18 protein-coding genes and 2 tRNA genes are annotated in these 23604 nt (G+C 39.1%); 5 read left to right on the top strand and 15 right to left on the bottom strand.

What is annotated here, in order from left to right:
• Positions 1 to 27 precede the first annotated feature (27 nt).
• The 15 genes from CWB72_RS01560 to CWB72_RS01490 form a co-directional block, all read right to left on the bottom strand.
• On the bottom strand, positions 28 to 4866 hold the full coding sequence (locus CWB72_RS01560; protein ID WP_138628738.1) for an NAD-glutamate dehydrogenase: 4839 nt from the start codon (positions 4864 to 4866) through the stop codon (positions 28 to 30).
• A gap of 200 nt (positions 4867 to 5066) precedes the next feature.
• Positions 5067 to 7397, bottom strand: a complete 2331-nt coding sequence (locus CWB72_RS01555) for an efflux RND transporter permease subunit (protein WP_138628736.1) — start codon at positions 7395 to 7397, stop codon at positions 5067 to 5069.
• Complete coding sequence (locus CWB72_RS01550; RefSeq protein ID WP_252371471.1) at positions 7397 to 8395, bottom strand: WD40/YVTN/BNR-like repeat-containing protein; 999 nt, start codon at positions 8393 to 8395, stop codon at positions 7397 to 7399. Before CWB72_RS01550 ends, CWB72_RS01555 begins: the two co-directional genes overlap by 1 nt.
• A 96-nt stretch (positions 8396 to 8491) precedes the next feature.
• The gene (locus CWB72_RS01545; RefSeq protein ID WP_138628734.1) at positions 8492 to 9859 is read right to left on the bottom strand and encodes a DUF1329 domain-containing protein; all 1368 of its coding nucleotides are present in this window, start codon (positions 9857 to 9859) and stop codon (positions 8492 to 8494) included.
• Between the two features lie 11 nt (positions 9860 to 9870).
• Entirely contained in the window at positions 9871 to 11982 is a 2112-nt protein-coding gene (locus CWB72_RS01540; RefSeq protein WP_138628732.1) for a DUF1302 domain-containing protein, read from the bottom strand.
• A gap of 316 nt (positions 11983 to 12298) precedes the next feature.
• Positions 12299 to 12520 (bottom strand): DUF2835 domain-containing protein, encoded by a 222-nt coding sequence (locus CWB72_RS01535; protein ID WP_138568368.1) that lies wholly within the window; start codon positions 12518 to 12520, stop codon positions 12299 to 12301.
• Positions 12521 to 15118, bottom strand: a complete 2598-nt coding sequence (gene pepN, locus CWB72_RS01530) for an aminopeptidase N (RefSeq protein ID WP_138628730.1) — start codon at positions 15116 to 15118, stop codon at positions 12521 to 12523.
• 40 nt (positions 15119 to 15158) lie between these two features.
• Complete coding sequence (gene nhaC, locus CWB72_RS01525) at positions 15159 to 16619, bottom strand: Na+/H+ antiporter NhaC (RefSeq protein WP_138628728.1); 1461 nt, start codon at positions 16617 to 16619, stop codon at positions 15159 to 15161.
• Between the two features lie 275 nt (positions 16620 to 16894).
• Complete coding sequence (gene prc, locus CWB72_RS01520; RefSeq protein ID WP_138628726.1) at positions 16895 to 18931, bottom strand: carboxy terminal-processing peptidase; 2037 nt, start codon at positions 18929 to 18931, stop codon at positions 16895 to 16897.
• Between the two features lie 10 nt (positions 18932 to 18941).
• Entirely contained in the window at positions 18942 to 19595 is a 654-nt protein-coding gene (gene proQ / locus CWB72_RS01515) for an RNA chaperone ProQ (protein WP_138568364.1), read from the bottom strand.
• A 14-nt stretch (positions 19596 to 19609) separates the two neighbouring features.
• Positions 19610 to 19888 (bottom strand): hypothetical protein, encoded by a 279-nt coding sequence (locus CWB72_RS01510; RefSeq protein ID WP_138568363.1) that lies wholly within the window; start codon positions 19886 to 19888, stop codon positions 19610 to 19612.
• On the bottom strand, positions 19888 to 20346 hold the full coding sequence (locus tag CWB72_RS01505) for a GAF domain-containing protein (RefSeq protein ID WP_138568362.1): 459 nt from the start codon (positions 20344 to 20346) through the stop codon (positions 19888 to 19890). Before CWB72_RS01505 ends, CWB72_RS01510 begins: the two co-directional genes overlap by 1 nt.
• A 131-nt stretch (positions 20347 to 20477) precedes the next feature.
• Positions 20478 to 20852, bottom strand: coding sequence for a hypothetical protein (locus CWB72_RS01500; RefSeq protein WP_138628724.1), 375 nt, complete (start codon positions 20850 to 20852; stop codon positions 20478 to 20480).
• Positions 20853 to 21006: 154 nt separating this feature from the next.
• Positions 21007 to 21097 (bottom strand) — tRNA-Ser (locus CWB72_RS01495).
• 40 nt (positions 21098 to 21137) lie between these two features.
• A tRNA-Ser gene (locus CWB72_RS01490) sits at positions 21138 to 21228 on the bottom strand.
• 264 nt (positions 21229 to 21492) lie between these two features.
• On the opposite strand from CWB72_RS01490, the gene CWB72_RS01485 reads away from it, so the two are divergent.
• Genes CWB72_RS01485 through CWB72_RS01465 form a run of 5 tightly spaced genes read left to right on the top strand, consistent with a single transcriptional unit; the run spans position 21493 to position 23519 of the window.
• A complete protein-coding gene (locus CWB72_RS01485; protein ID WP_138628722.1) occupies positions 21493 to 22161 on the top strand; it encodes a Bax inhibitor-1/YccA family protein in 669 nt (222 codons plus the stop codon).
• A gap of 54 nt (positions 22162 to 22215) precedes the next feature.
• On the top strand, positions 22216 to 22569 hold the full coding sequence (gene tusD / locus CWB72_RS01480) for a sulfurtransferase complex subunit TusD (protein WP_138628720.1): 354 nt from the start codon (positions 22216 to 22218) through the stop codon (positions 22567 to 22569).
• A complete protein-coding gene (gene tusC, locus CWB72_RS01475) occupies positions 22566 to 22925 on the top strand; it encodes a sulfurtransferase complex subunit TusC (protein WP_138628718.1) in 360 nt (119 codons plus the stop codon). Before tusD ends, tusC begins: the two co-directional genes overlap by 4 nt.
• Positions 22922 to 23188: a hypothetical protein gene (locus CWB72_RS01470; RefSeq protein ID WP_138628716.1), complete on the top strand. Its 267-nt coding sequence runs from the start codon at positions 22922 to 22924 to the stop codon at positions 23186 to 23188. Before tusC ends, CWB72_RS01470 begins: the two co-directional genes overlap by 4 nt.
• Position 23189: 1 nt before the next feature.
• Positions 23190 to 23519 carry a TusE/DsrC/DsvC family sulfur relay protein gene (locus CWB72_RS01465; protein ID WP_138628714.1) on the top strand — a complete coding sequence of 110 codons (330 nt, stop codon included), beginning with the start codon at positions 23190 to 23192 and terminating at the stop codon, positions 23517 to 23519.
• The last annotated feature ends 85 nt before the right edge of the window (positions 23520 to 23604 follow it).

Below are 23604 nucleotides of genomic sequence, written 5' to 3'. Positions count from 1 at the left end.
AGCTGAGGTATTTTAGCGGTTTATAAATTATTTGGAAGTGTCACAGTTGTGGCTAAGTAACATTAATTCACGTAGCGCAACTGAAATCTTCGCAAAGTCGTGACTTTGTGACGTCTTAAACTCTTGAAGCATATGCTGCCATCGCGTTAGCAACACAGATTGAGTATCCATCCAAGACTCTACAAGTTCATTCACATCTGCTGTGTCAGTCTCTAGGCTGTTAAGTACAACTTCAGACAATGAACGTTGTTGCCAATCTAGCTCTTCACGATATGAAGCACGTGCTAGTGCTTGCCAGTGGTTTGTCACTGGCTGAGCCGTAATTTGGTCTAAGAACCAATGCAGACCCATTTTCGCACCTAACTTGAAGTAAGTATTAGATACCATATCAATTGCTTTAGACGAGTTATCTGCAACTTCAGCTAAGTCCATTACTGAGAACAAGCTAGATAGAGAAACAATTCTTGCAGCAATTTCAGAAGGAACGCCTTGTTCAATCAACTTATCTGCATTTCTAGCAATTGATTCAGCTTCGTCAGCAACTAAGTAACCGTTTAGGTTTGCACTTACATCTTTAAATGTCGGAGCAAAGAACGCAATTGTTTGTTCAATGGTCATAGCCTTGTTGCGGTGACGCAAGAACCAACGTGTTGCTCGGCGAACTGTACGACGAAGTTGATATAGCATTTCAGTTTGAACATCTGCTGAGATTTGGTTATCTAAATCAGCAATGTCATTCCAAGTGCCTGTCATTTCAAAAATCGCACTTGCAATTGAGTAACACAGTGCAATCTCGCTGTCTGACGAACCTGTTTCTTCATGCATACGAACCATAAAGTTAAGACCCATGTCATTAACAATATTATTCGCAAGTTTAGTCGCAATAATTTCTTTGCGCAGTGGATGGTTATCCATTGCTGCATTGAATTTGTCACGAAGCGGTACAGGGAAAGAATTCACCAATAACTGACGGTAATAAGGGTTTTCAGAAACTTCATCTGTTACTAAAGACTCTTTTAGTACCATCTTAGAGTAAGAAACAAGAACAGAAAGCTCAGGACGCGTTAAGTCTTGACCTGCAGCTGCGCGTTCTGCTAATTCTTCATCTGTCGGAAGGAACTCGATAGCTCTGTCTAACTTGCCATCTTTTTCTAAAGCATGGATGAAGCGGATCTTCTCTTTAAGCGTCGCAGGACCCTTAGACTTAGTGATAGAAAGCGTGTGAGTTTGACGGTAACAATCAGCCAATACCAGCTCAGATACTTCATCTGTCATTGCGTAAAGTAATTCATCACGTTGCTTCTTAGTTAAGTCACCTTCTGCCACTAAACCATTAAGCAAGATTTTGATATTTACTTCATTATCTGAACACGCAACACCACCTACGTTATCGATGAAGTCCGTATTGATACGGCCACCTTTAGCAGCAAACTCTATACGACCGAGTTGGGTCGCACCTAAGTTACCACCCTCACCAAAGATTTTTGCACCTAACTCAGAACCATTAATACGCAGTGCATCATTCGCGCGGTCGCCTACATCAGCATCTGTCTCAGATTTAGCTTTAATGTAAGTACCGATACCACCATTCCATAAAAGATCTGAAGGCATCATTAATAATGCTTTGATCAATTCATTTGGTGTCATGCTCGCTTTTTTAGTGCCAAGCATTTTCTTAATTTCTGGTGAAAGCGTAATTGACTTAGCAGCACGAGAGAATATACCACCACCTTCAGAAATTAGTGACTTGTCGTAGTCTTCCCAGCTTGAGCGAGGTAGTGCAAATAATCTCTCGCGCTCTAGGTAGGAGCTTGCCGCAACAGGGCTCGGGTCAATGAAAATGTGCATGTGGTTAAATGCAGCTTGTAAACGAATATGCTTAGATAGAAGCATACCGTTACCAAATACGTCACCTGCCATATCACCAATAGCTACCGCAGTGAAATCAGTTGTTTGACAATCGATTCCCATTTCTCTGAAATGACGTTTAACTGACTCCCAAGCACCTTTCGCTGTAATACCCATCTTCTTGTGGTCATAACCGATAGAACCACCTGAAGCAAACGCATCACCTAACCAGAAGTTGTATTCCTCGGCAATACCATTTGCGATATCTGAGAATGTTGCCGTCCCTTTATCAGCTGCAACCACTAGGTAAGGGTCGTCTTCATCGTGACGAACAACATCAACAGGTGGTACAATGTCACCATGAATGATGTTATCAGTGATGTCTAATAGACCACGGATAAATAGTTTGTAACATTCTTGACCTTCTTTGAAGAAAGCTTCTCTTTCTGTTGGAAGCTGCTTACAAACGAAGCCACCTTTTGAACCAACAGGCACAATCACAGTGTTCTTAACTTGTTGTGCTTTTACAAGACCCAGTACTTCGGTACGGAAATCTTCACGACGGTCAGACCAACGTAAACCACCACGAGCAACTTTACCACCTCGTAAGTGGACACCTTCTACGCGAGGCGAGTATACGAAGATTTCAAACGCTGGCAGCGGTAATGGCATTTCTGGAATCGCACTTGGCTGTACTTTGAATGATACATATGATTTGTTCGTACCATCAGCTTCTTTTTGGAAGAAGTTAGTACGAAGCGTTGCATTGATCATATCAACATATAAGCGAATGATTCGGTCATCATCCAGGTTTGCTACATGTTCTAAGTCTTCATGAATACTTACAACTAGCTTGTCTAAGGTCTTCTGCGCTGCTGGTTTTGCAGGAGAGAACTTTTTGGTGAATAGCTCAACAATCTTGCTTGCGATCTGAGGATAATGCTCAAAAGTATTTTCGATATATGACTGAGAGAAAGTCACACCGATTTGACGCATATACTTAGCGTATGCACGAAGAATTGACGCTTCGCGACCTTTTAAGCCACCCATAAGCACTAGACGGTTAAAACCATCATTTTCTAAACGGTTGTTCCAAACATTTGTTAGTGCTGCACGGAAACGCGCTGAAACTTGATGGAAATCAGAAATTTCTTTGCTATCAAGTAGCATAGAGAAATCCATGATCCAGTTTACTTGACCATCGCTGGTTTTCACTGCATAGGGTGTTTCACCAATAACACGTAAACCAAAGTTTTCAAGCATCGGCATTACATCTGACAAGTGAATAGGCTCATCTTTGTGGAATAAGCTTAAACGAACAATGTTAGAGTTTGCTTCTTCTTGAGGACGATAGAACAGCATTTCGAGTTTGTTCTCTTCATCTAGCGTTTCAAGCTTTTCGATATCGACAACCGCAGCTGAAGGTAAAACTTGATCTTTATATGCCGATGGGAACGCATTGCTATATTTACGGTTTAGCTCATTACCACGAGACTCGCCATTGCTTTCTAAAAGCGCTGCTTGAAGCTTATCTTCCCAAGTGCGGGCCGCTTCAACTAAATTATTTTCGATATCTTTCACGTTATATTCAATATTGTTGTCAGCTACACGCACAATATAATGTGTACGCGCTAACGTAGATTCTGAGAAGAAAGTGGTAAATTCAACTTTATCCGTTGAATTAAATGAACGGGCAAGGAGTTGCTGAGTTTCACGACGAAGCGCTGTGTTATATCTCTCTCGAGGTACATACACCATACAAGAGAAGAAACGGCCATAAACATCTTTACGGATGAATAGACGGCACATGTTGCGCTCTTGAACCTGTAAAACACCGGTTGCAACTTCTAAAAGCTCAGCTTCACGCGCTTGAACTAATTCATCTCGAGGATAAGTTTCAAGGATGTTCAATACCGCTTTGTATGCGTGCGTGCCTTTTGCAAAGTCACATGCTTCCATGATGCGATTAATCTTGCTTTTTAAGATTGGCACATCTGCTGCGCTGTTGTTGTAAAAGCTTGAAGAGAATAAACCAATGAAGCGGTCTTCACCAACTACATTACCCTTATCATCAAAACGTTTGATACCAACGTAGTCAACATAAGCTGGTCTGTGAACACGTGATAACGAATTTGTTTTTGTAAGAATTAATAAGTTATTGCTACGTGCTTCTTTACGGGCGACTTCTGGTAACTCAGAAAGTAAACGGCTGTTTTCATCAGACGTATTCTTCATAAGACCCAAAGAAGTACCTGAAACCGGTTTTAACTCGTAGTCCCCTTGCACTGGGTTCAAGTCATACTGGCGGTAGCCCATAAACGTAAAGTTATCTTTTACTAGCCATTCTAAAAATTCAGCGGCTTCCTTTACTTCAGCTTCAGAACAACCGAAGTTACGAGATGGAAGCTCATTTGTCACAGAAACAAGTTTGTCTCTGATTGGCAACCAGTCTGCTACTGCAAGCGAAATGTCTTTTAGAACTGACTGTAATTCACTTGTCAAAGTTTCAATTGCTTGAGTATCTGTTTGACGATCAATTTCGATAAAGAAAACAGTTTTAGTAGAATTTGATTCTTGCTCGGCTTTTAAATTTGAAATTGCTGAGATTTGGCTGTTTTCGTCACGTTTGATTTTCAACGGACTGTGAAGAAGTAGATGAGAGACGATGTTCAGGCGATTCATTGCCATACGTACTGAATCAACTAAGAACGGCATGTCGTTTGCGATGATCTCAACAATCGTATGAGACGATTGCCAACCATCTTTTGATACCTCTGGGTTAAACACTCTAATTACGGCTTCATCAGACGTATTTTTTTCAAGTGAATTCCAAAGGCTCAGTGCTGCACCGTATAGGTCACTGTCGTTACGTTTTGCCAGATCCTCTTTAGACATGTTGCTGTACAAGGCTTTGGCAAAAGTTTCAACGAGTGACACATTGTCTGCATGAACTTTCTTTTGGATCAACTTACATACATTATCTAAGATAACAGATGCTGGACCTTCATTTTGTGTCATATGTGTTCCTTAATCTATACCACCTTGAACGGTAGATTATTTGTACAGCCATTTATTAGCGTGGAGTCAGGTAAATTCTAACCTTTCTGACGCTAATAAACAGCCTTTTCGACGAAAACATTTTAAGCTTTTCAGCTGTTTGCTCATCTATTCACAAATAATAGATATAAAGTGACAAACCTTGCCAATTTACAGCACATTTATTCACAATTTTTTTTCTGGTCAGGCCATAATAACGTACCGATTGCAGGTAATAATAGTACTGCACCTAACATATTCACTAAAAACATGAAGGTTAATAGAATACCCATATCAACTTGGAACTTAAGTGCAGAGAATATCCAAGTACTCACGCCTATTGCGAGCGTAATACCAGTGAATAGTACAGCACTACCTCGTTCAGCCAGAGCATTACGATAGGCAATCGATAAAGGCACATTTTGCTTCAGCTGTGACATCATGGACGAGAGAATATAAATACCATAATCAACACCAATACCCACGCCTAGGGCAATCACTGGTAATGTTGAAACAGTTAAACCAATTTCAAGCTTCACCATCAGCGCTTGCGCCAAAGTTGATACGATGTAAAGAGGTAAAACAACTGCAATGGTCGCTTTAACACTTCTAAAGCTTAATAGGCATAGAATAATGACAGCACCATACACATAGATCATCATTGGGATTTGAGCTTCAGCAACGGATTCATTGGTAGCAGCCATCACCCCTATTGGACCCGAAGCTAACTTGAATTGAAGCTTGTCAGTATTTTCTATCTCTGCAAACTCTTTGATTTTAGCAACTACATGATCAATGGTTTCAGCTTTGTGATCTTGCATAAAGATCACAATTGGCATAACTGAGCAATCACCATTTAGTAAACCAGAGCTCGTTTCTACTCGAGAAGTAGCCTGAACTAAAGAAGCACTATTGCGTGGAAGCGTTTGCCACTTTAAATTACCTTCGTTATATCCAGCATTCACTGATTGCGCAACAGAGCTTAAGGATACTGCCGATTGAACACCTTCCAAGTTCTCGATGCGCCATTGGAAACGACTGACTCGTTCCATGGTATCAAACTCAGTACAGGCCGCAGGATAAGCTTCTACAAGTACCTTTAAGATATCTGATGAAATCGTATATCTATCATTTATCAAAAAGGTATCTTGGTTGTATCTTGCTGTTTCATGGAGCGCTGGGGCACCAGCATGTAGATCACCTATCTTCATATTGTTTGATTGCCAATAACCGAAAACAAACAACAAAAGAGACACAAAAATAATCATTTTTGCTTTCTTTGGATCTGTTGCTGACACTAAGCTTTCGCGCATCGCAGTGAATAGCTTATGCGAGGCTGTATCCCCATCATCAACACATTTGATCTTTGAAGAGTTAAAATAAGAAGCTAGTACAGGTAATAACAGTAGATTAGTAAAGATAATAACAGCAACACCTAAACTTGCAGTGATAGCCAGCTCTCGAATAATTCCAATATCAATTGCTAGTAAAGTTAAGAAGCCAACCGTATCTGATAGTAGTGCAATACCACCAGGAATAAGTAGTGCTTTGAAGCTGGCTTGCGCTGCAACTTTACTCGTGACCCCTTCAGAAACTTTCTTACCAATGGCATTTATCATCTGCACACCATGACTCACACCAATTGCAAAAACTAAGAATGGCACAAGAATTGACATAGGATCTAAACCGAACCCTAGTGAAGACAATAAACCCATTTGCCAGATAACAGCGATTAATGAACATAAAATAGGCAGAAGTGTTAATTTGAAACTCTTACAAAATAACCACACCATGATAAAGGTGAAGACAATTGCAATAACAAAAAATAGCAGGACACCTTTCGCACCATCTGCAATGTCACCAGCCATTTTAGCGAAGCCTATAATATGAATACTCACATTATCACTCTCTAGCGGCTTGCGAATTTCATCTTCTAACTTTTTAGCGAACGCCAACGTGTCTAACTTCTCCTGCGTTTGCGGATCAGTCTCTAATAATTGCGCGGTTACCATGGCACAGCTGTAGTCACTCGCTATCATGCGCCCCACTACATTAGCCTTTTCAATGTTTTGCTTTACGACTGCTAAACCTTGTTCTGTTGGTGCAAAATTAGCAGGAATAATAGGTCCCCCAGCAAAGCCATCTTCTACAACTTCTACAAAGCGCGCACTTGGAGAAAAAATAGAATTAACTAGTGGTCTATTAACACCAGGGATGAAATAAAGTTGGTCATGAACAGATTTTAGTGTTGAAAAAAATGTTTCATTAAAAATGTTGCCATTGGCATCACATACAGAAATTAAGATACTGTTGGCACCACCAAATTGCTTTTCATGTTTGAGATACACTTTCATGTAATCATGTTGCAGAGGTATATTCTTTGTAAACGCTGCGTCTAACTGAATTTGTGTCGCTTTATAACCAAGAAAAACAGTGGCGAATAAAAACGCCAACACCATAAATAGCCTGTGGCGAAATACAACATATTCGAGTTTGTTTAATAAAGCTTTCATTACTTGATATCTCCCCAAGTAATTAGCCCTTTTTCTGTTGCCATAATTACTTTATTGTTAAATATAGTCGCTGACAAAATTGCATGACCTGAAGGCAGTTGCTCACTAATTACCTGATTACCATCGAAAGAGTGGATTAACCCAGAGTTTGCAAAAAGTAGAGATGAATCATTAGATGGTAAAATCGAATTAATTGAAGCCGTTTGCGGTATTTCAATTTCAGCAAAATCAATACTATTTGGGGGCTTAATAAAAGCATTCCCTCTTAATCCTGCAACCATAATCTGTCCATCGGCTGTTTCGTTTACACTAAAGAATGAACCTGAATAAAACTCTTCGAATTTCTGCCAGGACATGCCATTGTCTTCACTTTTAGCAACTAAGCCCATTTCACCAACGAGATAAAAAACATTATCTTTTATCAGTAAGCGATTAAAGTGCGGGAGAATAAATTTAATTTCATCTTGATAGGCTTCAGGATCATCTTGCTTTAGCTCTTTAAGATATTCTTTGTCATCAGGGTGCACAAAATCACTGATGAATTGAGATTGCCAAGTTTGACCGCCGTTAGATGTTTTATAAAACATGCCGTAAGCACCAATAGCAAACCCAGTATTATCATCTATAAATTCAATATCTAAACACGGTTTACCTTTTTCAGGTAAATACTGCTGCAATTGCCAAGTTTTACCATTATCTGAGCTATGTACTATGGTTGCATCATGGCCACAAGCCCATGCTGATTTATCAGACTTTATTGTGACAGCTGTTAGAAGAGATTGAACTGGCACTTCAGCTTGTTGCCAAGTATGTCCATCTGCTGAAGTCACAATAGTGCCAAATTTACCGACGGCAATGACTCGGTTATCTGTGCTATCAATGTCTGCAAATAATGTTGTATGTGGTTTTGCAACTTGAAGTGAAACTGGCGGTGCTGATAATACTTCAAAAGAAGAGAAAGCTGCCATTAAGCAAAACGCGTACTGATTAAATTTCATGCTGAATACTCGAACATCTGTTGTCGAAGACAAAGGAAATTGTCTTGAATGTTGAATAAAGTGGCTGGGTGACAGCCACTTTTTTATTAAAGAATATTAGCGCTTACCTTCGCGACGAAGTGCACTTTGCGTAAACTCATTGTCATTGAATGACTGTGTGAAATCATACATTGACTCTTCGTTATCAAGACCAATAGCTAAGTAACGACGAGAATTTAAATCATGATATACGTCTAAAGTACTCCAATGAGTAGGCACATCGTAGTAATTCAGACCATGTGCCATTGCAACGCGGTACATTTGATCACGGTTATCATAAATATCTGTTACATGGATCTGCCAGCTATCTTCGTCAATATAGAAAACGCGCTTCTTATAAATATGACGTGTGCCGTCTTTGAGGTTTGCCTCAACTACCCATACTCTGTGCTTCTCATAGCGCACATGCTCAGGGTTGATATGACCTGCAAGTAAGATGTCATCATATTTTAACTTATCGCTGTGAAGCTTGTAGCTATTGTAAGGGATATACATTTCCTGCTTACCCTTCAAAGTCCACTCATATCGGTTTGGTGAACCATTGAACATATCGAAGTCATCTGTTGTACGAAGACTATCTGACGCTGTTCCAGGTGCATCATACGCAACATTTGGTGCACGACGAACACGGCGTTGACCTGTGTTATATGTCCAAGCTTGTCGAGGTGTTAAAATTTGGTCCATTGTTTCATGAACAAGAAGCGCGGTGCCAGCAAGTCTTGCTGGTTCAGTTACTTTTTGCTTGAACTTAAATAGTACATTCGACTCTTGCAGTGCTTCAGGTGTTGCCGCAGGATCAGAATATTTTACAAGCAGCTTTTCATCAAAACCGATAATATTATAAGAACCAGACGCAGTTGGCATTGCTTGCCCACCAAAACGTGCTATTGATAGACCACGGTAACGTAGTAAATGGTTCCAAATTGCTTCTAAACCATTTGCAGGTACTGGGAATGGAATACCAATAGCGGTATTTTTAATACCATTGCCACCTTCAATTAGCTCTGCAGTTTGTGCATATTTCTTGGTAGCATCATAAACGAACTGAGGGTATGCAGCACTACGACGAGTTGGGTAAATGTTCATTTTAAACGTGTCAGGGTACGTTTCAAATAACGCAATTTGGCCCGGACTCAATAAGTTTTTATGCTTTTCAAGATTACTCTTATCGATAGTTAAGATAACTTTATCGTCCGCATAAGGGTCGATGTGGTGCATACCAGGCTGAAAACCTGCAGGTGGTTTAGTAATACCACCAGTCCATGCTGGAATTGAACCGTCTGCATTGCCTGCTTTTTCGGCGCCAATTGGCGTTAAGTCAGCACCTAAGCGTGCAGTTTGCTCAGCTGTCATTTTAGCCGATGCGATTGGTGCAGCCATCATTGTTATTATCGTTGCTGCAATCATGCTTGGTTTTTTAAACATATAACAAGCCCTTAAATTGAATACTTAATATTGAAAGAGACAAAGTCGCGGTCTGCAAAGGTATTAGTTGCACCACCACCCCAGAATGTGTTGTAGCTAAAGTCAAATGACCAAGCATTCTGATAAGTGAAGTTCATCGTCATACCTAAAGACTTTCTGTCTTCGACAAATAGATACATAGGATCAGGCGTCGTACCATTTACGTCATGTGAGAACACGATACGAGGTGAAAAGTTCACGCCAGCAAAAAGGTTATTGTAATCCCCCTTGGCAATTAAACGATAACCCCAAGATGACGCTGTTGGGAATGGGTTAGTCTCTGGACCATTTGATAGAGCGACATGAAGTAAATCATAGTCAGCACCATTGTCTTTAAATGGTTGATACCCCTCAATCGTGCCACTTCGACCAGTACCGGCTACATTCAAGCGAAGTTCGTCGTAGCTAGGCATATCTTTGATTGTTACACCGCCAATCTCACCAACAACAGCCCAACTATCTGCACCTAGAGATGGTCCAAATAAATGCGTTGCGGTAAATTGAAGTTGCATTGAATCTTTTAAGATATAACCCTGTGCAACTTCACCTGGTCCAACATAGCTAACTTCATCGGCTGCACTTAATTGTGAAAGGCTACTAAAATCTGTGCGAATACCAGAATAAGCTAGCTGTTCAGCCATACCCGCATAAAGAAGTTCAACATCATCAATCTGCAATGGCTCATCTTGACGATAAGAGAATTCACCCGAGAACGCTGTCTCACCAATTGCCGTGTTAAAACTCAGACCGTATAACTTGATATCTTCTGGATATGTAATCGTTGCTTGAGTGAAGGCATTCAGGTTTGTAACGTTATTTTCATCAATCGTATTAGCATTGATATAAGCAAGGTCTTGTGCAAGTGCATCTGCCTGGAAGTTTGAAGCTTTACCTGAAATTAAAGGACGGCGGCTATGGTAATTAATATAATACAGAGCAAATTCAGTATCATTTAATTCTGGCGCGAACATACCTAGACGAATACCGAATTGCCCCGCATCACTAGGCTCGTTTTTACCATTGAGACCTTTACCTTTTAAAGCAACTTTGGTTGGATATGCCATATACATAGAAGCAGCAGTCTGAGCAACGAGTTCTTCAGTTGGCTCAATACCTTGGGCAACAAGTGCTGCTGCTGCGTCAGTATAAAGGCTGTTTAAAGACTCTGTTAAATAGTGCAAATCAATATCAGGGTTTGAAGTGAAACCTAGCTGAACATTTTGCATATAACCATTTTCAGAGGCAAAATCGTTGGTAGAGAAATAACTACCTGATGCTGGAAGTCGAGTTTCATGCCATTGATACTGATAAAAACCTTCTAAAGTCACATTTTCAGTAATTCCTAATGAAGCCCAGAACATACCTACCGGAATAAACGCTTCTTTTAACTCTGAACCGGGCGCTCTTAAACGGTCGATATCAACAGGGTTTACGTTGATACCGTGAGAGATGAGTGTACTTTCACCCCAGTTAACTACTTGTTGGCCTATACGCACTGATAGAGGGTTTTTGCCATCATTGATATCAAAATCCGCCCAAATGAAAGCATCTAGTAAACGGAAATCTGAACACACTTGCTCTTTTGTGCTTTTGTCTGCACAAGGGTCAACCTTCTGACCTGAAACAGGATTGCTATAAGCAAATTCTCCATCTTCCATCGCAAAGTCTTTAAAGTACATGAAGCGAGAGAAGATACCCCAACTATCTGAGTTAATACCTAACTCGTGCGTGCCTTTGATAAGTTGAGAAAAAGTATCACCAGAATCAAAGTTTAGATTACCTGCATCACCATTATTAGAATATGCACCTGAATGCGCCCAAACCTCGGCAGGACTGTATTTAGTGTTTCCAAAGCTTGCGTTATAACCACTCCAATCAAATCTTGGATGGTTACTTTTACCTATATATTGGAAATCTCTGTCTTCAACTCGGATGCTTTGACCATATGAAAATGTAGAATCAAATGTGATATCAAAGTCACCGACCTGAAAATTGGCAGCTGAAACATTTGCACTTGTCACAGCAACAGTGGCAGCAAGGCCGAGCATTATTTTGTTTGGAACAAAGAGCGCTCTTTTAATCATTATGCGTTCCCCCTATTCGGGTTATTTTAATCAAGTTGTTGTTTTTATATTGAAGTAACATTAGAAGCGAACATCAAAAAACTCAAATTCACTGCAAAGAAAGTTACTATTTTCTTGTTCTGGACACGACTTTACTCATGGTAAGACGTCTTACCAGATAATTTATAACACGTAATTCTGTCTTATAACAAATCCTATTCTTAAAAATTATCTCAAATTAATGCTTTGAACATTAAGATAATAATATTTTATTCTTACTTTCAAGAAGTAAATACTGGGGGGTTTAGTTAGCTAAGAAGTTATTAAAGCTTAAGTTTCATGCGATTTTCTCGAGAGAAACAAAGCTATTTTGGCTAGTTAAAGAGAGCTTAAAGCGCCCTCTTACCCCTATAGAGCTAACAAAACGTCTAATATGAGCAGCGGGAAAACGTATTCTTTTCCCACTATCTTCTGTTACCTGAATAAACTCAAAATCACCTTTATAATAGGCCATACATTCATCATAAGTAAGACTGAGATAGAAATAATACTCCACCATTTAAGCGTTCAAAGCCTTATCAACTTTCTCAAATAAATCATCGCTTAAGTTTTCAATCGCGGCGATCCGTTTAAGTTGAGTTTTAATTAAAGATTGACGTTGCTCATCATAACGTTGCCATGACATAAAAGGCGTTACCATTCTTGATGCATTTTGAGGGTTTATGTCGTTTAGTTCGATGAGTAAGTCTGCTAATAATTCATAGCCTTTCCCATCAAGGCGGTGGAACTGCGCAGGATTACTTCTTGTAAATTGACCTACTAATGCCCTGACACGATTTGGATTACTCTTATCAAAACAAGGATGATCATATAAAGATTTAACTAGCTCTACCGCACCATCATTATTTGTACAGGCTTGTAGTGCAAACCACTTATCCATAACTAGAGGATCATGTCGCCAATTTGCATCAAATTCGGTAATTAATTGTTCAGCACAACTGTGATCCGCAGATTTTGCCGCTTTTAAAGCGGCCAGATTTAATGTCATATTTTCTTGCGTGCAATTTGATTCTAGCCAACTGCTAACATCACTATCTGGCGTTTGTGCTAAATAATATAACGTTATAGATTTTAAACTTCTAGCTGCTACAGCGGCAGCACTCACCTCACCATTTTCAATACTATTAACATAAGCCGCTTTAAGTTCACTATTCAACTCAGTTGCTATTTGTTGCTCAAATTGTTTAAAAATAGCAACTAATTCAGTAACAGGAATACAATCGAACTCAGCACTAACCGTATCAAAGTTAGGCAAACGTATTAATTCTGAAATAAGAGCCTTATCCGTATTTTCTTCTTTTAAAACTGAGGCTAATACATTCAATAGCTCTTCTGAGATATTAACTTGTTTTTGTTGTTCTAATGAACAAACAGCTGATTTAATTTCTAGGATAAATGCGCGCTGTGCAGCTTCCCAACGAGAGTAGTCACTCGATGCATGTTTCAAAATATGTAGAAGATCAGTAAGCTGATAATCATATTCAACAATACATGGTGCTGAGAAATTTTCTAACAGTACAGGTATTGGTCGCTTATAAATATTTTCAAATTCATAGCTGGCAGTATGTTCTGTTAACTCCAAAACAGAACCTACACTGTGACCATTTATAGATAAAGGTAAACTATTCCCCTCTTCATCGAGTAGTTCAATTGCGAAAGGTATATGAAGAGGCTGAGTAACAGGATCAGAAGCTGCATGTATTTGCTCTAGTTTAAGAACAAATTTTTGTTCATTTTGTTTATATTCAGTCTTTACTTTAATTTTCGGTGTGCCAAATTGGCTATACCAAAGCTTAAATTGATTTAAACACTTACCGCTTGCATCATTCATTGCTGAAACAAAGTCATCACAGGTTACTGCTTGTCCATCATGACGCTGGAAATATAGCTGCATACCCTTTTGGAAGTTTTCTTCACCTAATAGAGTGTGCATCATACGAATAACTTCTGCGCCTTTGTTATACACCGTAACTGTATAGAAGTTATTCATCTCAATTACTTTTTCAGGACGAATTGGATGCGCCATTGGACCAGAATCTTCGGCAAACTGATGCGTTCTCATCGCCATAACTGCATCAATACGATTCAGTGCTCTTGAGCCCAAGTCACTGCTAAACTCCTGATCTCTAAATACAGTTAACCCCTCTTTCAAAGATAACTGGAACCAATCACGACACGTAACACGGTTTCCAGTCCAATTATGGAAGTATTCATGACCAACAATAGATTCTATCGTGTGGTAATCCCTGTCAGTTGCTGTCTGTTGATTTGCTAAGACACAGGCACTATTAAATACATTAAGGCCTTTATTCTCCATAGCGCCCATATTAAAGAAATCAACAGCAACTATCATATAAATATCAAGGTCATACTCAAGGTTAAAGCGAGCTTCATCCCACTTCATTGCATTGATTAATGATCTCATTGCGTGTGGAGCTTTACTTAAATTGCCCTTGTCCACAAAAATTTCTAAATCAACTTCTCGACCACTGCGAGTCGTAAACTTATCTTTCAATACATCAAAATCACCGGCAACGAGTGCAAATAAATAACTAGGTTTTTTATGAGGATCTTGCCACTTGGTATAATGACGTCCATCAGGTAGTTCACCCTCTGAGATTTTGTTACCGTTAGATAATAAATAAGGAATATTTTTTTCTGCTGTGATTGTTACTAAATAATCACTAAGCACATCGGGGCGATCAAGAAAATAGGTGATTTTTCTAAAACCTTCCGCTTCGCATTGTGTGCAATAGGCGCCTTCAGATAAATACAGCCCCTCTAAAGATGTGTTGGTGCTTGGTGAAATAGTATTTTCAATTTCTAGCGTAAATTTTTCGGGTAAATTCGACAGGGTTAAACTTGTAGGTTCTTGAACATAGTCTTTAAAGTCTTCGCCGTTTACTCTAACTGTATTGAGTTGCAAATCAACACCATCTAATCTTAACGTCGCTTCTGCGCGATTACATTGATATGTTGCTTTAGCTTTTACCTTTGTCTCTGTAGGATGTAACTCAACATCTAGTTCAAAGTTACTAACAGTATGAGAAGGTGTTTGATAATTCTTTAAGTATTTGGCTTGTGGCTTAGTCTGCATATATGTTCCTTAAAAGATTAGCCCTATAAAGGGCTAATAATTATGCTTGTTCTTTTTCTAAATGTTTAGGTTCAATCTTTAAGATTTTAATACCAACATAAGCATAAATAATTGCTAAGAAAGGATTAATTAGATTGAAGAAAGCGTACACCGCGTATTCAAGTGGGTTGATCATAAGCACACTTTGCATATAAGCACCGCAAGTGTTCCAAGGTATCAATGGGCTTGTGATCGTGCCGCCATCTTCTAGTGTTCTTGATAAGTTAACACTCTTAAGTCCACGCTTTTTATATTCTTCTTTAAACATTCGCCCAGGCACAACAATGGCAATGTATTGATCAGCGGCAATTAAATTCGTACCAAAACAAGTTGCTATCGTTGAAGCTATCAAAGAGCCAGTACTACGTGCAATTTTTAAAATGCTACGAACAAAGATTTCTAAAAGACCAGTTTTTTCCATAATCGCGCCAAACATAAGCGCAGTCATTACTAACCAAGTTGTCGTTAACATACCAGCCATGCCACCACCACTTAATAAATCATCCATGGTGCTATCACCTGTTTGTATCGCAAAGCCATCATAGAATGTCGCCCAAACAAGTTTAAAGTAACCAACTAATTGACCTTGAGATACATCGACTTGCGCAGCCAGTAAATCTGATTGAAAAATAAGTGCCCAAACAGCGCCTATCACTGCACCAATAGAAATTGCAGGAAAGGCTGGCATTTTCTTATATGCCAAAATAAGTAATACAATTAAAGGAACCAGCATCATAGGATTGATATTGAAGTTAGCATTTAAAATAAACACTATGTCATCAATTCGACCAATATCACTTGATACATCTGCACTGAATCCCATAAAAATAAAGATAATCATTGCAATTACAAAGCTGGGGACAGTCGTCCATAACATATGTTGAATATGGTCAAATAAATCGCTGCCTGCAACTGCCGGGGCCAAGTTTGTAGTTTCAGATAATGGACTAAGCTTATCGCCAAAGTAAGCACCTGAAATAACTGCACCAGCTGTTACAACCTGATCTAAGCCTAAACCAGTTGCTACACCAAGTAACGCTACACCTATGGTCGCTGCGGTTGTCCATGACGAGCCAATACTCATAGCAACAATGCCACAGATTAAACAACTAGCTGCATAAAACCATTGTGGGCTGATAATCTGTAAACCATAATAAATTAAAGTTGGCACAGTTCCAGATAGTAGCCAAGTGCCAATTAGAGCCCCCACCATAAGCAATATTAAAATAGCGCCCAAAGATAAGGTGATCCCTTTAATCATTGCCTCTTCTAGCAAACGCCATGTATAACCGTTTTTCAAACCGACTAAAGCTGCTGTAAATGTTGCAAACAATAAAGCTATTTGGTTAGGGCCAGATGAAGAATTATCACCATAAAGATAAACTGCAGACCCTAATAAACAAACTAAGACAATAATTGGTATAAATGCATCAAGAAATGATGCGGGCTTTTGTTGTTTCAAGAGATTTCTCCCGGCAAGGTGGACCTTACTCTAATTAATTTTTTATTGGCTATATGCCACTTTTATTTTTATAGCGTATCAATTATTAAAAATTTGCTTAAGCACTGAATTTGTATCAGCGTTTTAGCAAAAGTTCACAGACTTTGACTATAAGCTAATTTAATTTACTGCACTTCTCTATATTGAGAATTGCGTACTTATTCCAATAATAACAAATCATATTGCTAAGAGTAATAAAAAAGGCGCCTAAGCGCCTTTGTTGTATATAAATCGACTTATTTCTTTATGCTGTTTTTAGCCAAACGCCCGTATTGAATCAGATCTTGTGTAATCAAAGCTGCCTCTTCTAAATATGGGTCAAGGTCTGAGATCACATCAGGTACATCGTCTAAATCCTTAACAGGCTCTAAACCTAAACGTTTCAACCTTTCATTGGTGCGAACTAATGAACGCTGTTCAGATTCTTCTCTATCTTTTAAACGCTGAGATTCAACTAACGAGATAAAGTTTTTGTCTTTTTCTTCATTATATCTAGCAATATCAGCTAACACATAATTGAACTCAGGCTCTTTGGCTACTCGAGTAGAGTGTTTTTCATTTAAATAAGATACAAGCGGATTCAAGTTATCCAAGCTTTTATATTTTGCTTGCTTAATTTTATCCCATGGTAATGCATTGTCTTCCTGGCTTTCACCCCATTCTTCAGGTTCGATTGCCGATGGAAGTAGGATATCGGGCACAACGCCTTTATGTTGCGTGCTGCCGCCGTTAATACGATAAAATTTAGCAATTGTGTATGTAACACTACCTAAAGCGTTACTGAATAAATCATAATTTTTAGCTAACGGTCTATGCTGTTGAACTGTACCTTTGCCAAAAGTTTGCTCACCAATTACAACGCCACGACCATAATCTTGAATGGCTGCTGCGAAAATTTCTGATGCAGATGCACTATATCTGTCAACTAACACTGTAATTGGGCCGTCGTAGAATGTGATGCCATCACGGTCTTTCTGTGCTTCAACTCGGTTGTAAGCTGTATGAATTTGAACAACTGGGCCTTGATCTATAAACAGACCTGTCAATTGAGTTGCTTCGTATAATGAACCACCACCGTTTTGGCGAAGGTCAATGACGATGCCATCAACATTTTGTTCTTTAAGCTTTGTTAGTTCAACTTTGACATCTTTAGATAAATTGTTATAGAAGCTTGGGATCTCAATAACACCGATTTTTGAAGTTAAATCAGAATATTTAGCTTCAAAAACGTCAGATTTTGCGGCTCTATCTTCTAATTTAATTTTATCGCGAACAATTTCAACAATCTTAGGCGTGCCATGGGTATCTGAGCCTTTTAAATACTGAAGACGAACTTTTGTTCCTTTAGGGCCTTTAATTAAGTCTACAACGTTATCTAATCGCCAACCAATAACATCGACAAACTCTTCGCCTTCTTGGGCAACACCAACAATTTTATCATCAGCTTTAATTTTCTCTGACTTATCAGCTGGGCCACCAGGAACTAATGAACGGATCACCGTATAGTCTTCGTCGTAACCAAGTACAGCGCCAATACCTTCTAATTCAAGATCCATATCCATCTTGAACTGTTCAGCTCTTCGCGGCGATAAGTATGATGTATGGGCTTCAATACTGCGAGCAAACGCATTCATTACAACTTGGAAGGCATCTTCACTATCAGTTTGACTCAAACGTTTTAACGCATTGTTGTAACGTTTCGTCAGTAATTCTTTAATTTCAGGCCATTTCTTACCTGTTAGTTTTAAACGTAACGCATCTGATTTAACACGTTGACGCCAATATTCATTCAACTCTTCTTGCGTTTTAGCAAATTCAGCTTCTTCTCTGTCATAATAAAATGCATCTTCTTTATCAAACGTCATTTCTGTTTCTAGAAGCGAGATTGCATATTGGAAACGTTCAAAGCGGCGTTGTAGGCTTAAGTTGAATAAATCATAAGCGAAGTCAAGTTTGCCAGACATAAGGGCATCGTCGAATTGCTTTTTGTTCACTTCAAAACGCGCTATATCAGCTTGAAGAAAGAGAGATTTACTGTAATCCAAAGATTCAATATATCTCTCAAAAATCTGCTCTGACAGCGCGTCATTGAAGCTAAATCGTTTGTAATGCTGACGAGTAAATAAGTTAGTCACCCTTTTACTTGCAGTTGTATGCTGGGCCTCTTGCTTTAATACGGGAATATCTTTTGCTGTAACAGCATCAACTGCAGCAAAAGAAGCACTAGAGATGAGTGCAGCGACAACGGGAATGAGCGAAAACTTTTTACTCATACACTACTCCTTAAACGATAAATAAGCTGTCAGCTTTTGTTTTAACTTGCATACCAGTTACTAGTTCAACATGAACTTCATCTTTGTTTACTTCAGTAATGGTCGCATTAACAAGGGCCTGACCAAGTTTAACTTTTACTTTGTTATTAACCTTGACTTCAGAAGCTGGCAAAGGTTCAACTTTTCCTGAGCTACGTTTTACTTGTTGAGCTGCAGGCTTCTTGTTAACTCTAGCGCCTTTGTCGTTAGAACGTGACTGACCATGCGGTTTCTTTTTGTAAGATTTTGTGTCACCGTCTTGCTGACGAGGACGCTGTGGTTTTTTACGCTTGGCCATTTTTGCACGGCTTTCTTCAAGTGCTTTTTGAGCGTGTTCAATGTGCTCTTGTTCCACTTTTTCAGCATCATTACCATCTAGGTCTACGCGGAATTCATTTTTAGTGACGGCTTCTAAATAACGCCAATTTGAAGTGTACTTGCGAAGTGCTTGACGAACTTGCGTTTTACTTACAACTTCTGAACCTTCAATACGTTCAGCAACGTCTTTAAAAATACCAACTTTTAACGGTTTAATACCGTCTTTTTTCTTGAAGCAGTTAGGAAATTCTTTAAATAAGAACTCCAGTACTTCATTAATGTCTTTTAGCTTGTTTGTGGTTTCCATGTTTAACCTATTTGTTATACCTGTTCATCTAGTGATGAATGAATATAGTGAGTAACCCAATCTGCTAACTCTTCAAATTCAGCCTCAATCAGCGCTAAATCACCACGAAGATGTTCCCAGATGCCGTTAATCAAGTTGTCGATTGTTTCACAATCTAAATCATCAGGTAGCATATCCCATGCAAAATGAATTAATTCATTTAAGGTTTCTGCTACCTGCTCTTCTTCTCCTTCCCAATCACCAACATCATGAATGGCAAAAAGATAATCTTGTACATTTAAAAGGTCTTTCACTAAAGTGTGGCCTCAAAAATCTTCACTATTTGTTCAAGACCAGCTTGGTCATCTAAATCAAAGCGAGCATGCAGTGGGCTATCAATATCTAATACGCCAAATACTTCACCGTTTTTGAAAACAGGTACTACAATTTCAGAGTTTGACGCTGCATCACAGGCGATATGACCTGCAAAAGCGTGCACATCTTCAACAAGTTGTGTACTTTTCGAGTGTGCTGCAGTACCACATACCCCTTTTCCAACCGGAATACGGATGCATGCAGGGTTACCTTGGAAAGGCCCTAACACTAACTCGTCAGGCGTATCAATTAAGTAGAAACCTGCCCAGTTAACGTCATCTAACGATGTAAAAAGCAAAGCACTGAGGTTTGCCATGTTTGCGATTGCGTTTTTTTCGTCGCTGATCAAACCTTCGGCCTGCTTGGCCAAAGATTGATAGAAGTCTGTTTTTTGCATTCGACTCATCAAAATAAAATGTTCAAATGCTTAAGGTACTCTTTAGCGTTAAGAATTAAAACCTTTTCAGCAGAAAAACTGTTAATAAACTGAAAAACAGAGCATTAATTGGTTAGTTTTCAGGCTGCGCGTTAATTAAAGCGCCTTAAGCCATATAAAAACAGACCCGAAGCAAGTGCAGCCATCACTGTATTTACTAAAAATACCATACCTGCTGAAGCTGAAAACAAGAAACTAAATAAGGCTCCGCCAAGCATCCCTAGAGTCAAGACACCTGAATATTGAACTTTATTATATTTATACATCAGGATATAACCAGGCATGACGAGTAAAGCCATTGAAAGTCCGACTATATGCGCATTCGCAATGGCACTCATCAATAAAGAAAAAAACATTTTTGCTCCACCGCTTTCTACACTCAGTGCGTAGTATACCCCTAAAATTGTCCCTACAATTACAGGAGCCAGTAGTGACATTGCCACACTTTTAGCCAGTTGTTGTTTCATTGAATCTCACCTTCTTTTTATTGTATGAATTAGAGAGTGTATGAAAACGTACAAATAACCAGTGGACTTTAGTCGAAGCTCTAGCCAAGTGAGTGAATGAAAGGCAAAAAAAAAGCCGCTAGATTACTAGCGGCTTACTTATTCATAGAATAAGTGGCGGAGAGATAGGGATTTGAACCCTAGATACGCTATTAACGTATGCCGGTTTTCAAGACCGGTGCTTTCAACCACTCAGCCATCTCTCCGAAGTCGGAACTTTTTGATTACTCAAAAAGTCAAAATTGGTGGCGGAGAGATAGGGATTTGAACCCTAGATACGCTATTAACGTATGCCGGTTTTCAAGACCGGTGCTTTCAACCACTCAGCCATCTCTCCGCAGCGGGGCGAATAATAGGGAAAGCTGAGGCTGTTGTGAAGCTTTTTTTTCAACTTTTTGTTTAACCGTTCAAAAAAAGGACACAACGTTCGTTATTTCAGCGAAAATGATCATTCAACATATCGAAATCAGGTTTTTATTGTGTTTTACCCAAAAAAAACCGATCGGGTATTTGATTAACTATATTTGCCCACATTTATAAGACTTGATACTCTTAGGTAGTTCATTTATCGGAACATTTGTTTTATTTAAGGAGTTTAACCATGGCATTCAATCATTCGTACGGCGCCGCTAAACCGGTAATGTCGACAATTGAAACGAACAAGGTTTTAAAAAATACTTATTTCCTACTGGCTATGACACTGGCATTTAGTGCAGTGACTGCCGCTATTTCAATGACAATGGCATTACCACGCTTCACTGGCCTGGTTTGCTCGTTGATTGGTTTTGGTTTGATCTTCGTAATTCAGAAAAAAGCCAACTCATCATCAGCAATCGGTCTAGTGTTCCTTTTCACTGGTATTATGGGTTTTGGTTTAGGTCCTCTACTTGCTCACTACGCAGCAATGCCGAATGGCGGCCTACTTATTACTCAAGCACTAGGTTCTACAGCACTGATTTTCTTCGGTCTTTCAGCATACGCGTTAACAACTAAAAAAGACTTCTCATTCATGGGCGGTTTTTTAACAGTTGGTTTAATCGTGGTTGTAATCTCAAGCCTAGTAAACCTTTTCATTGGTAGTTCAATTGCTTTTATGGCTATTAACGCTGCTGTTGTATTGCTGATGTCAGGTATGATTTTATTTGATACTAGCCGTATCATTAACGGTGGCGAAACAAACTATGTAATGGCGACGGTAAGTCTTTACCTAAACATCTACAACCTGTTCGTATCACTACTTCAACTTCTTGGCATGTCAAATGATGACTAAGCCATAAGTTTTGTTAAAATAAGCCCCATCTGGGGCTTTTTTTATGAGAAAAATTTGCGCAATTTCGTCTTGTCACTGCATTCTGGTGTTGATGATCACCACAATGTATTCCTTTTAAAACGGTTTGTTGATGCTGCTTTACAAGTGGGTCATCAGATTGATTGTATTTTCTTGTACCAAGATGGTGTGTATCACGCCAACCAAAATATCCAACTTGCTAGTGACGAGTTCCCTCTCGTAGAGACTTGGCAATCGCTACATGCTTTAAACATTCCTATTTTACTGTGCGTCACAGCAGCAGAAAAACGTGGCATTGATATTGATAACACAGGTATCTTTAAAGTCGCAGGTCTGGCTGAGTTTTCAATGTTGGCAGCAAAAGCTGATAAATGGGTGCAATTCAAATGAAGAATATCTTAGTCATCAGCAATAAAGCCCCTTTCGATAAAATGCATATTCGCGAATCATTGGATACGTGCTTAATTTTCGCAGCCATTGAGCAAAACATCAGTTGGTTATTTAAAGATGATGCTGTTTTAGCTTTAAAATCTGGCTACAACCTCTCAAATTCAGGTTTAAAAGATTTTTTTAAAACTCTTAAGACGCTTGAAATTTATGATGTTGAACAAATCTATGTGTGTGCTGAAAGCCTTAAAAAGTACGCCCTGTCTTCTGATGATTTAAGTATTGAGATCACCCCACTCTCTTTAGAAGAGCAGCAATCACTAATAACTAAGCAAGATCATACGATGGTTTTATCATGAGTACTGTTCATATTTTCTCAAAGCCACTCAGTAACTATAGCGCTACAACAATTGAGTTGATCCAAAATGACGCTAACCAGGTTTTATTAACCGGTGATGCATGCTTTGATTGGCGCGCGTTTACGTCACTGAAAGTGAAGAATATATATTTATTAAAAACATGTGTTGAGCTTCGAAATATTGAAACTTCAGACGCTGTTAACTTAGTTGACGACTCAACTTGGGTCGAGCTAATCTCCACCAACAACACAGTAAATTGGTAATATGATCGAATTTAATAACATCCAAATAGAAACTGATAAACAAGGTTACTTACTTGACCATACACAGTGGTGCGAAGCATTAGCTCCCATCATTGCTGCAGAAGAAAATATCGAGCTATCTGAAGCCCATTGGGAAGTTGTGCGTTTTGTCAGGGACTTTTATGAAGAGTACAATACCAGCCCTGCAATCCGTATGCTCGTGAAAGCCATGGCCAAAGCACTTGGTGAAGATAAAGGCAATAGCATGTATTTATATAAACTATTCCCAAAAGGTCCAGCTAAACAAGCGACCAAAATAGCTGGTCTACCAAAACCTGCGAGGTGTATTTAAACATCTAATCAAGATTTAGTTATAAAAAAAGGGCTGATTATCAGCCCTTTCTCATTTTAATACCTTACTTAACCTCAGATCTGTA

It is taken from the genome of Pseudoalteromonas phenolica (assembly GCF_005886345.1).
GTDB lineage: Bacteria > Pseudomonadota > Gammaproteobacteria > Enterobacterales > Alteromonadaceae > Pseudoalteromonas > Pseudoalteromonas phenolica_A.
The sequence above is the reverse complement of the archived record's forward strand: the minus strand, read 5'-3'. Positions and strand labels throughout refer to the sequence as shown.

Excerpts from the sequence above, each read along its gene's own strand:
- pepN (WP_138628730.1), bottom strand. The coding sequence starts at position 15,118 with ATGCAGACTAAGCCACAAGCCAAATACTTAAAGAATTATCAAACACCT.
- CWB72_RS01535 (WP_138568368.1), bottom strand. The coding sequence starts at position 12,520 with ATGGTGGAGTATTATTTCTATCTCAGTCTTACTTATGATGAATGTATG.
- CWB72_RS01540 (WP_138628732.1), bottom strand. The coding sequence starts at position 11,982 with ATGATTAAAAGAGCGCTCTTTGTTCCAAACAAAATAATGCTCGGCCTT.
- CWB72_RS01485 (WP_138628722.1), top strand. The coding sequence starts at position 21,493 with ATGGCATTCAATCATTCGTACGGCGCCGCTAAACCGGTAATGTCGACA.
- CWB72_RS01545 (WP_138628734.1), bottom strand. The coding sequence starts at position 9,859 with ATGTTTAAAAAACCAAGCATGATTGCAGCAACGATAATAACAATGATG.
- prc (WP_138628726.1), bottom strand. The coding sequence starts at position 18,931 with ATGAGTAAAAAGTTTTCGCTCATTCCCGTTGTCGCTGCACTCATCTCT.
- CWB72_RS01560 (WP_138628738.1), bottom strand. The coding sequence starts at position 4,866 with ATGACACAAAATGAAGGTCCAGCATCTGTTATCTTAGATAATGTATGT.
- CWB72_RS01505 (WP_138568362.1), bottom strand. The coding sequence starts at position 20,346 with ATGCAAAAAACAGACTTCTATCAATCTTTGGCCAAGCAGGCCGAAGGT.
- proQ (WP_138568364.1), bottom strand. The coding sequence starts at position 19,595 with ATGGAAACCACAAACAAGCTAAAAGACATTAATGAAGTACTGGAGTTC.
- CWB72_RS01465 (WP_138628714.1), top strand. The coding sequence starts at position 23,190 with ATGATCGAATTTAATAACATCCAAATAGAAACTGATAAACAAGGTTAC.
- CWB72_RS01555 (WP_138628736.1), bottom strand. The coding sequence starts at position 7,397 with ATGAAAGCTTTATTAAACAAACTCGAATATGTTGTATTTCGCCACAGG.
- CWB72_RS01500 (WP_138628724.1), bottom strand. The coding sequence starts at position 20,852 with ATGAAACAACAACTGGCTAAAAGTGTGGCAATGTCACTACTGGCTCCT.
- CWB72_RS01470 (WP_138628716.1), top strand. The coding sequence starts at position 22,922 with ATGAGTACTGTTCATATTTTCTCAAAGCCACTCAGTAACTATAGCGCT.
- tusC (WP_138628718.1), top strand. The coding sequence starts at position 22,566 with ATGAAGAATATCTTAGTCATCAGCAATAAAGCCCCTTTCGATAAAATG.
- CWB72_RS01550 (WP_252371471.1), bottom strand. The coding sequence starts at position 8,395 with ATGAAATTTAATCAGTACGCGTTTTGCTTAATGGCAGCTTTCTCTTCT.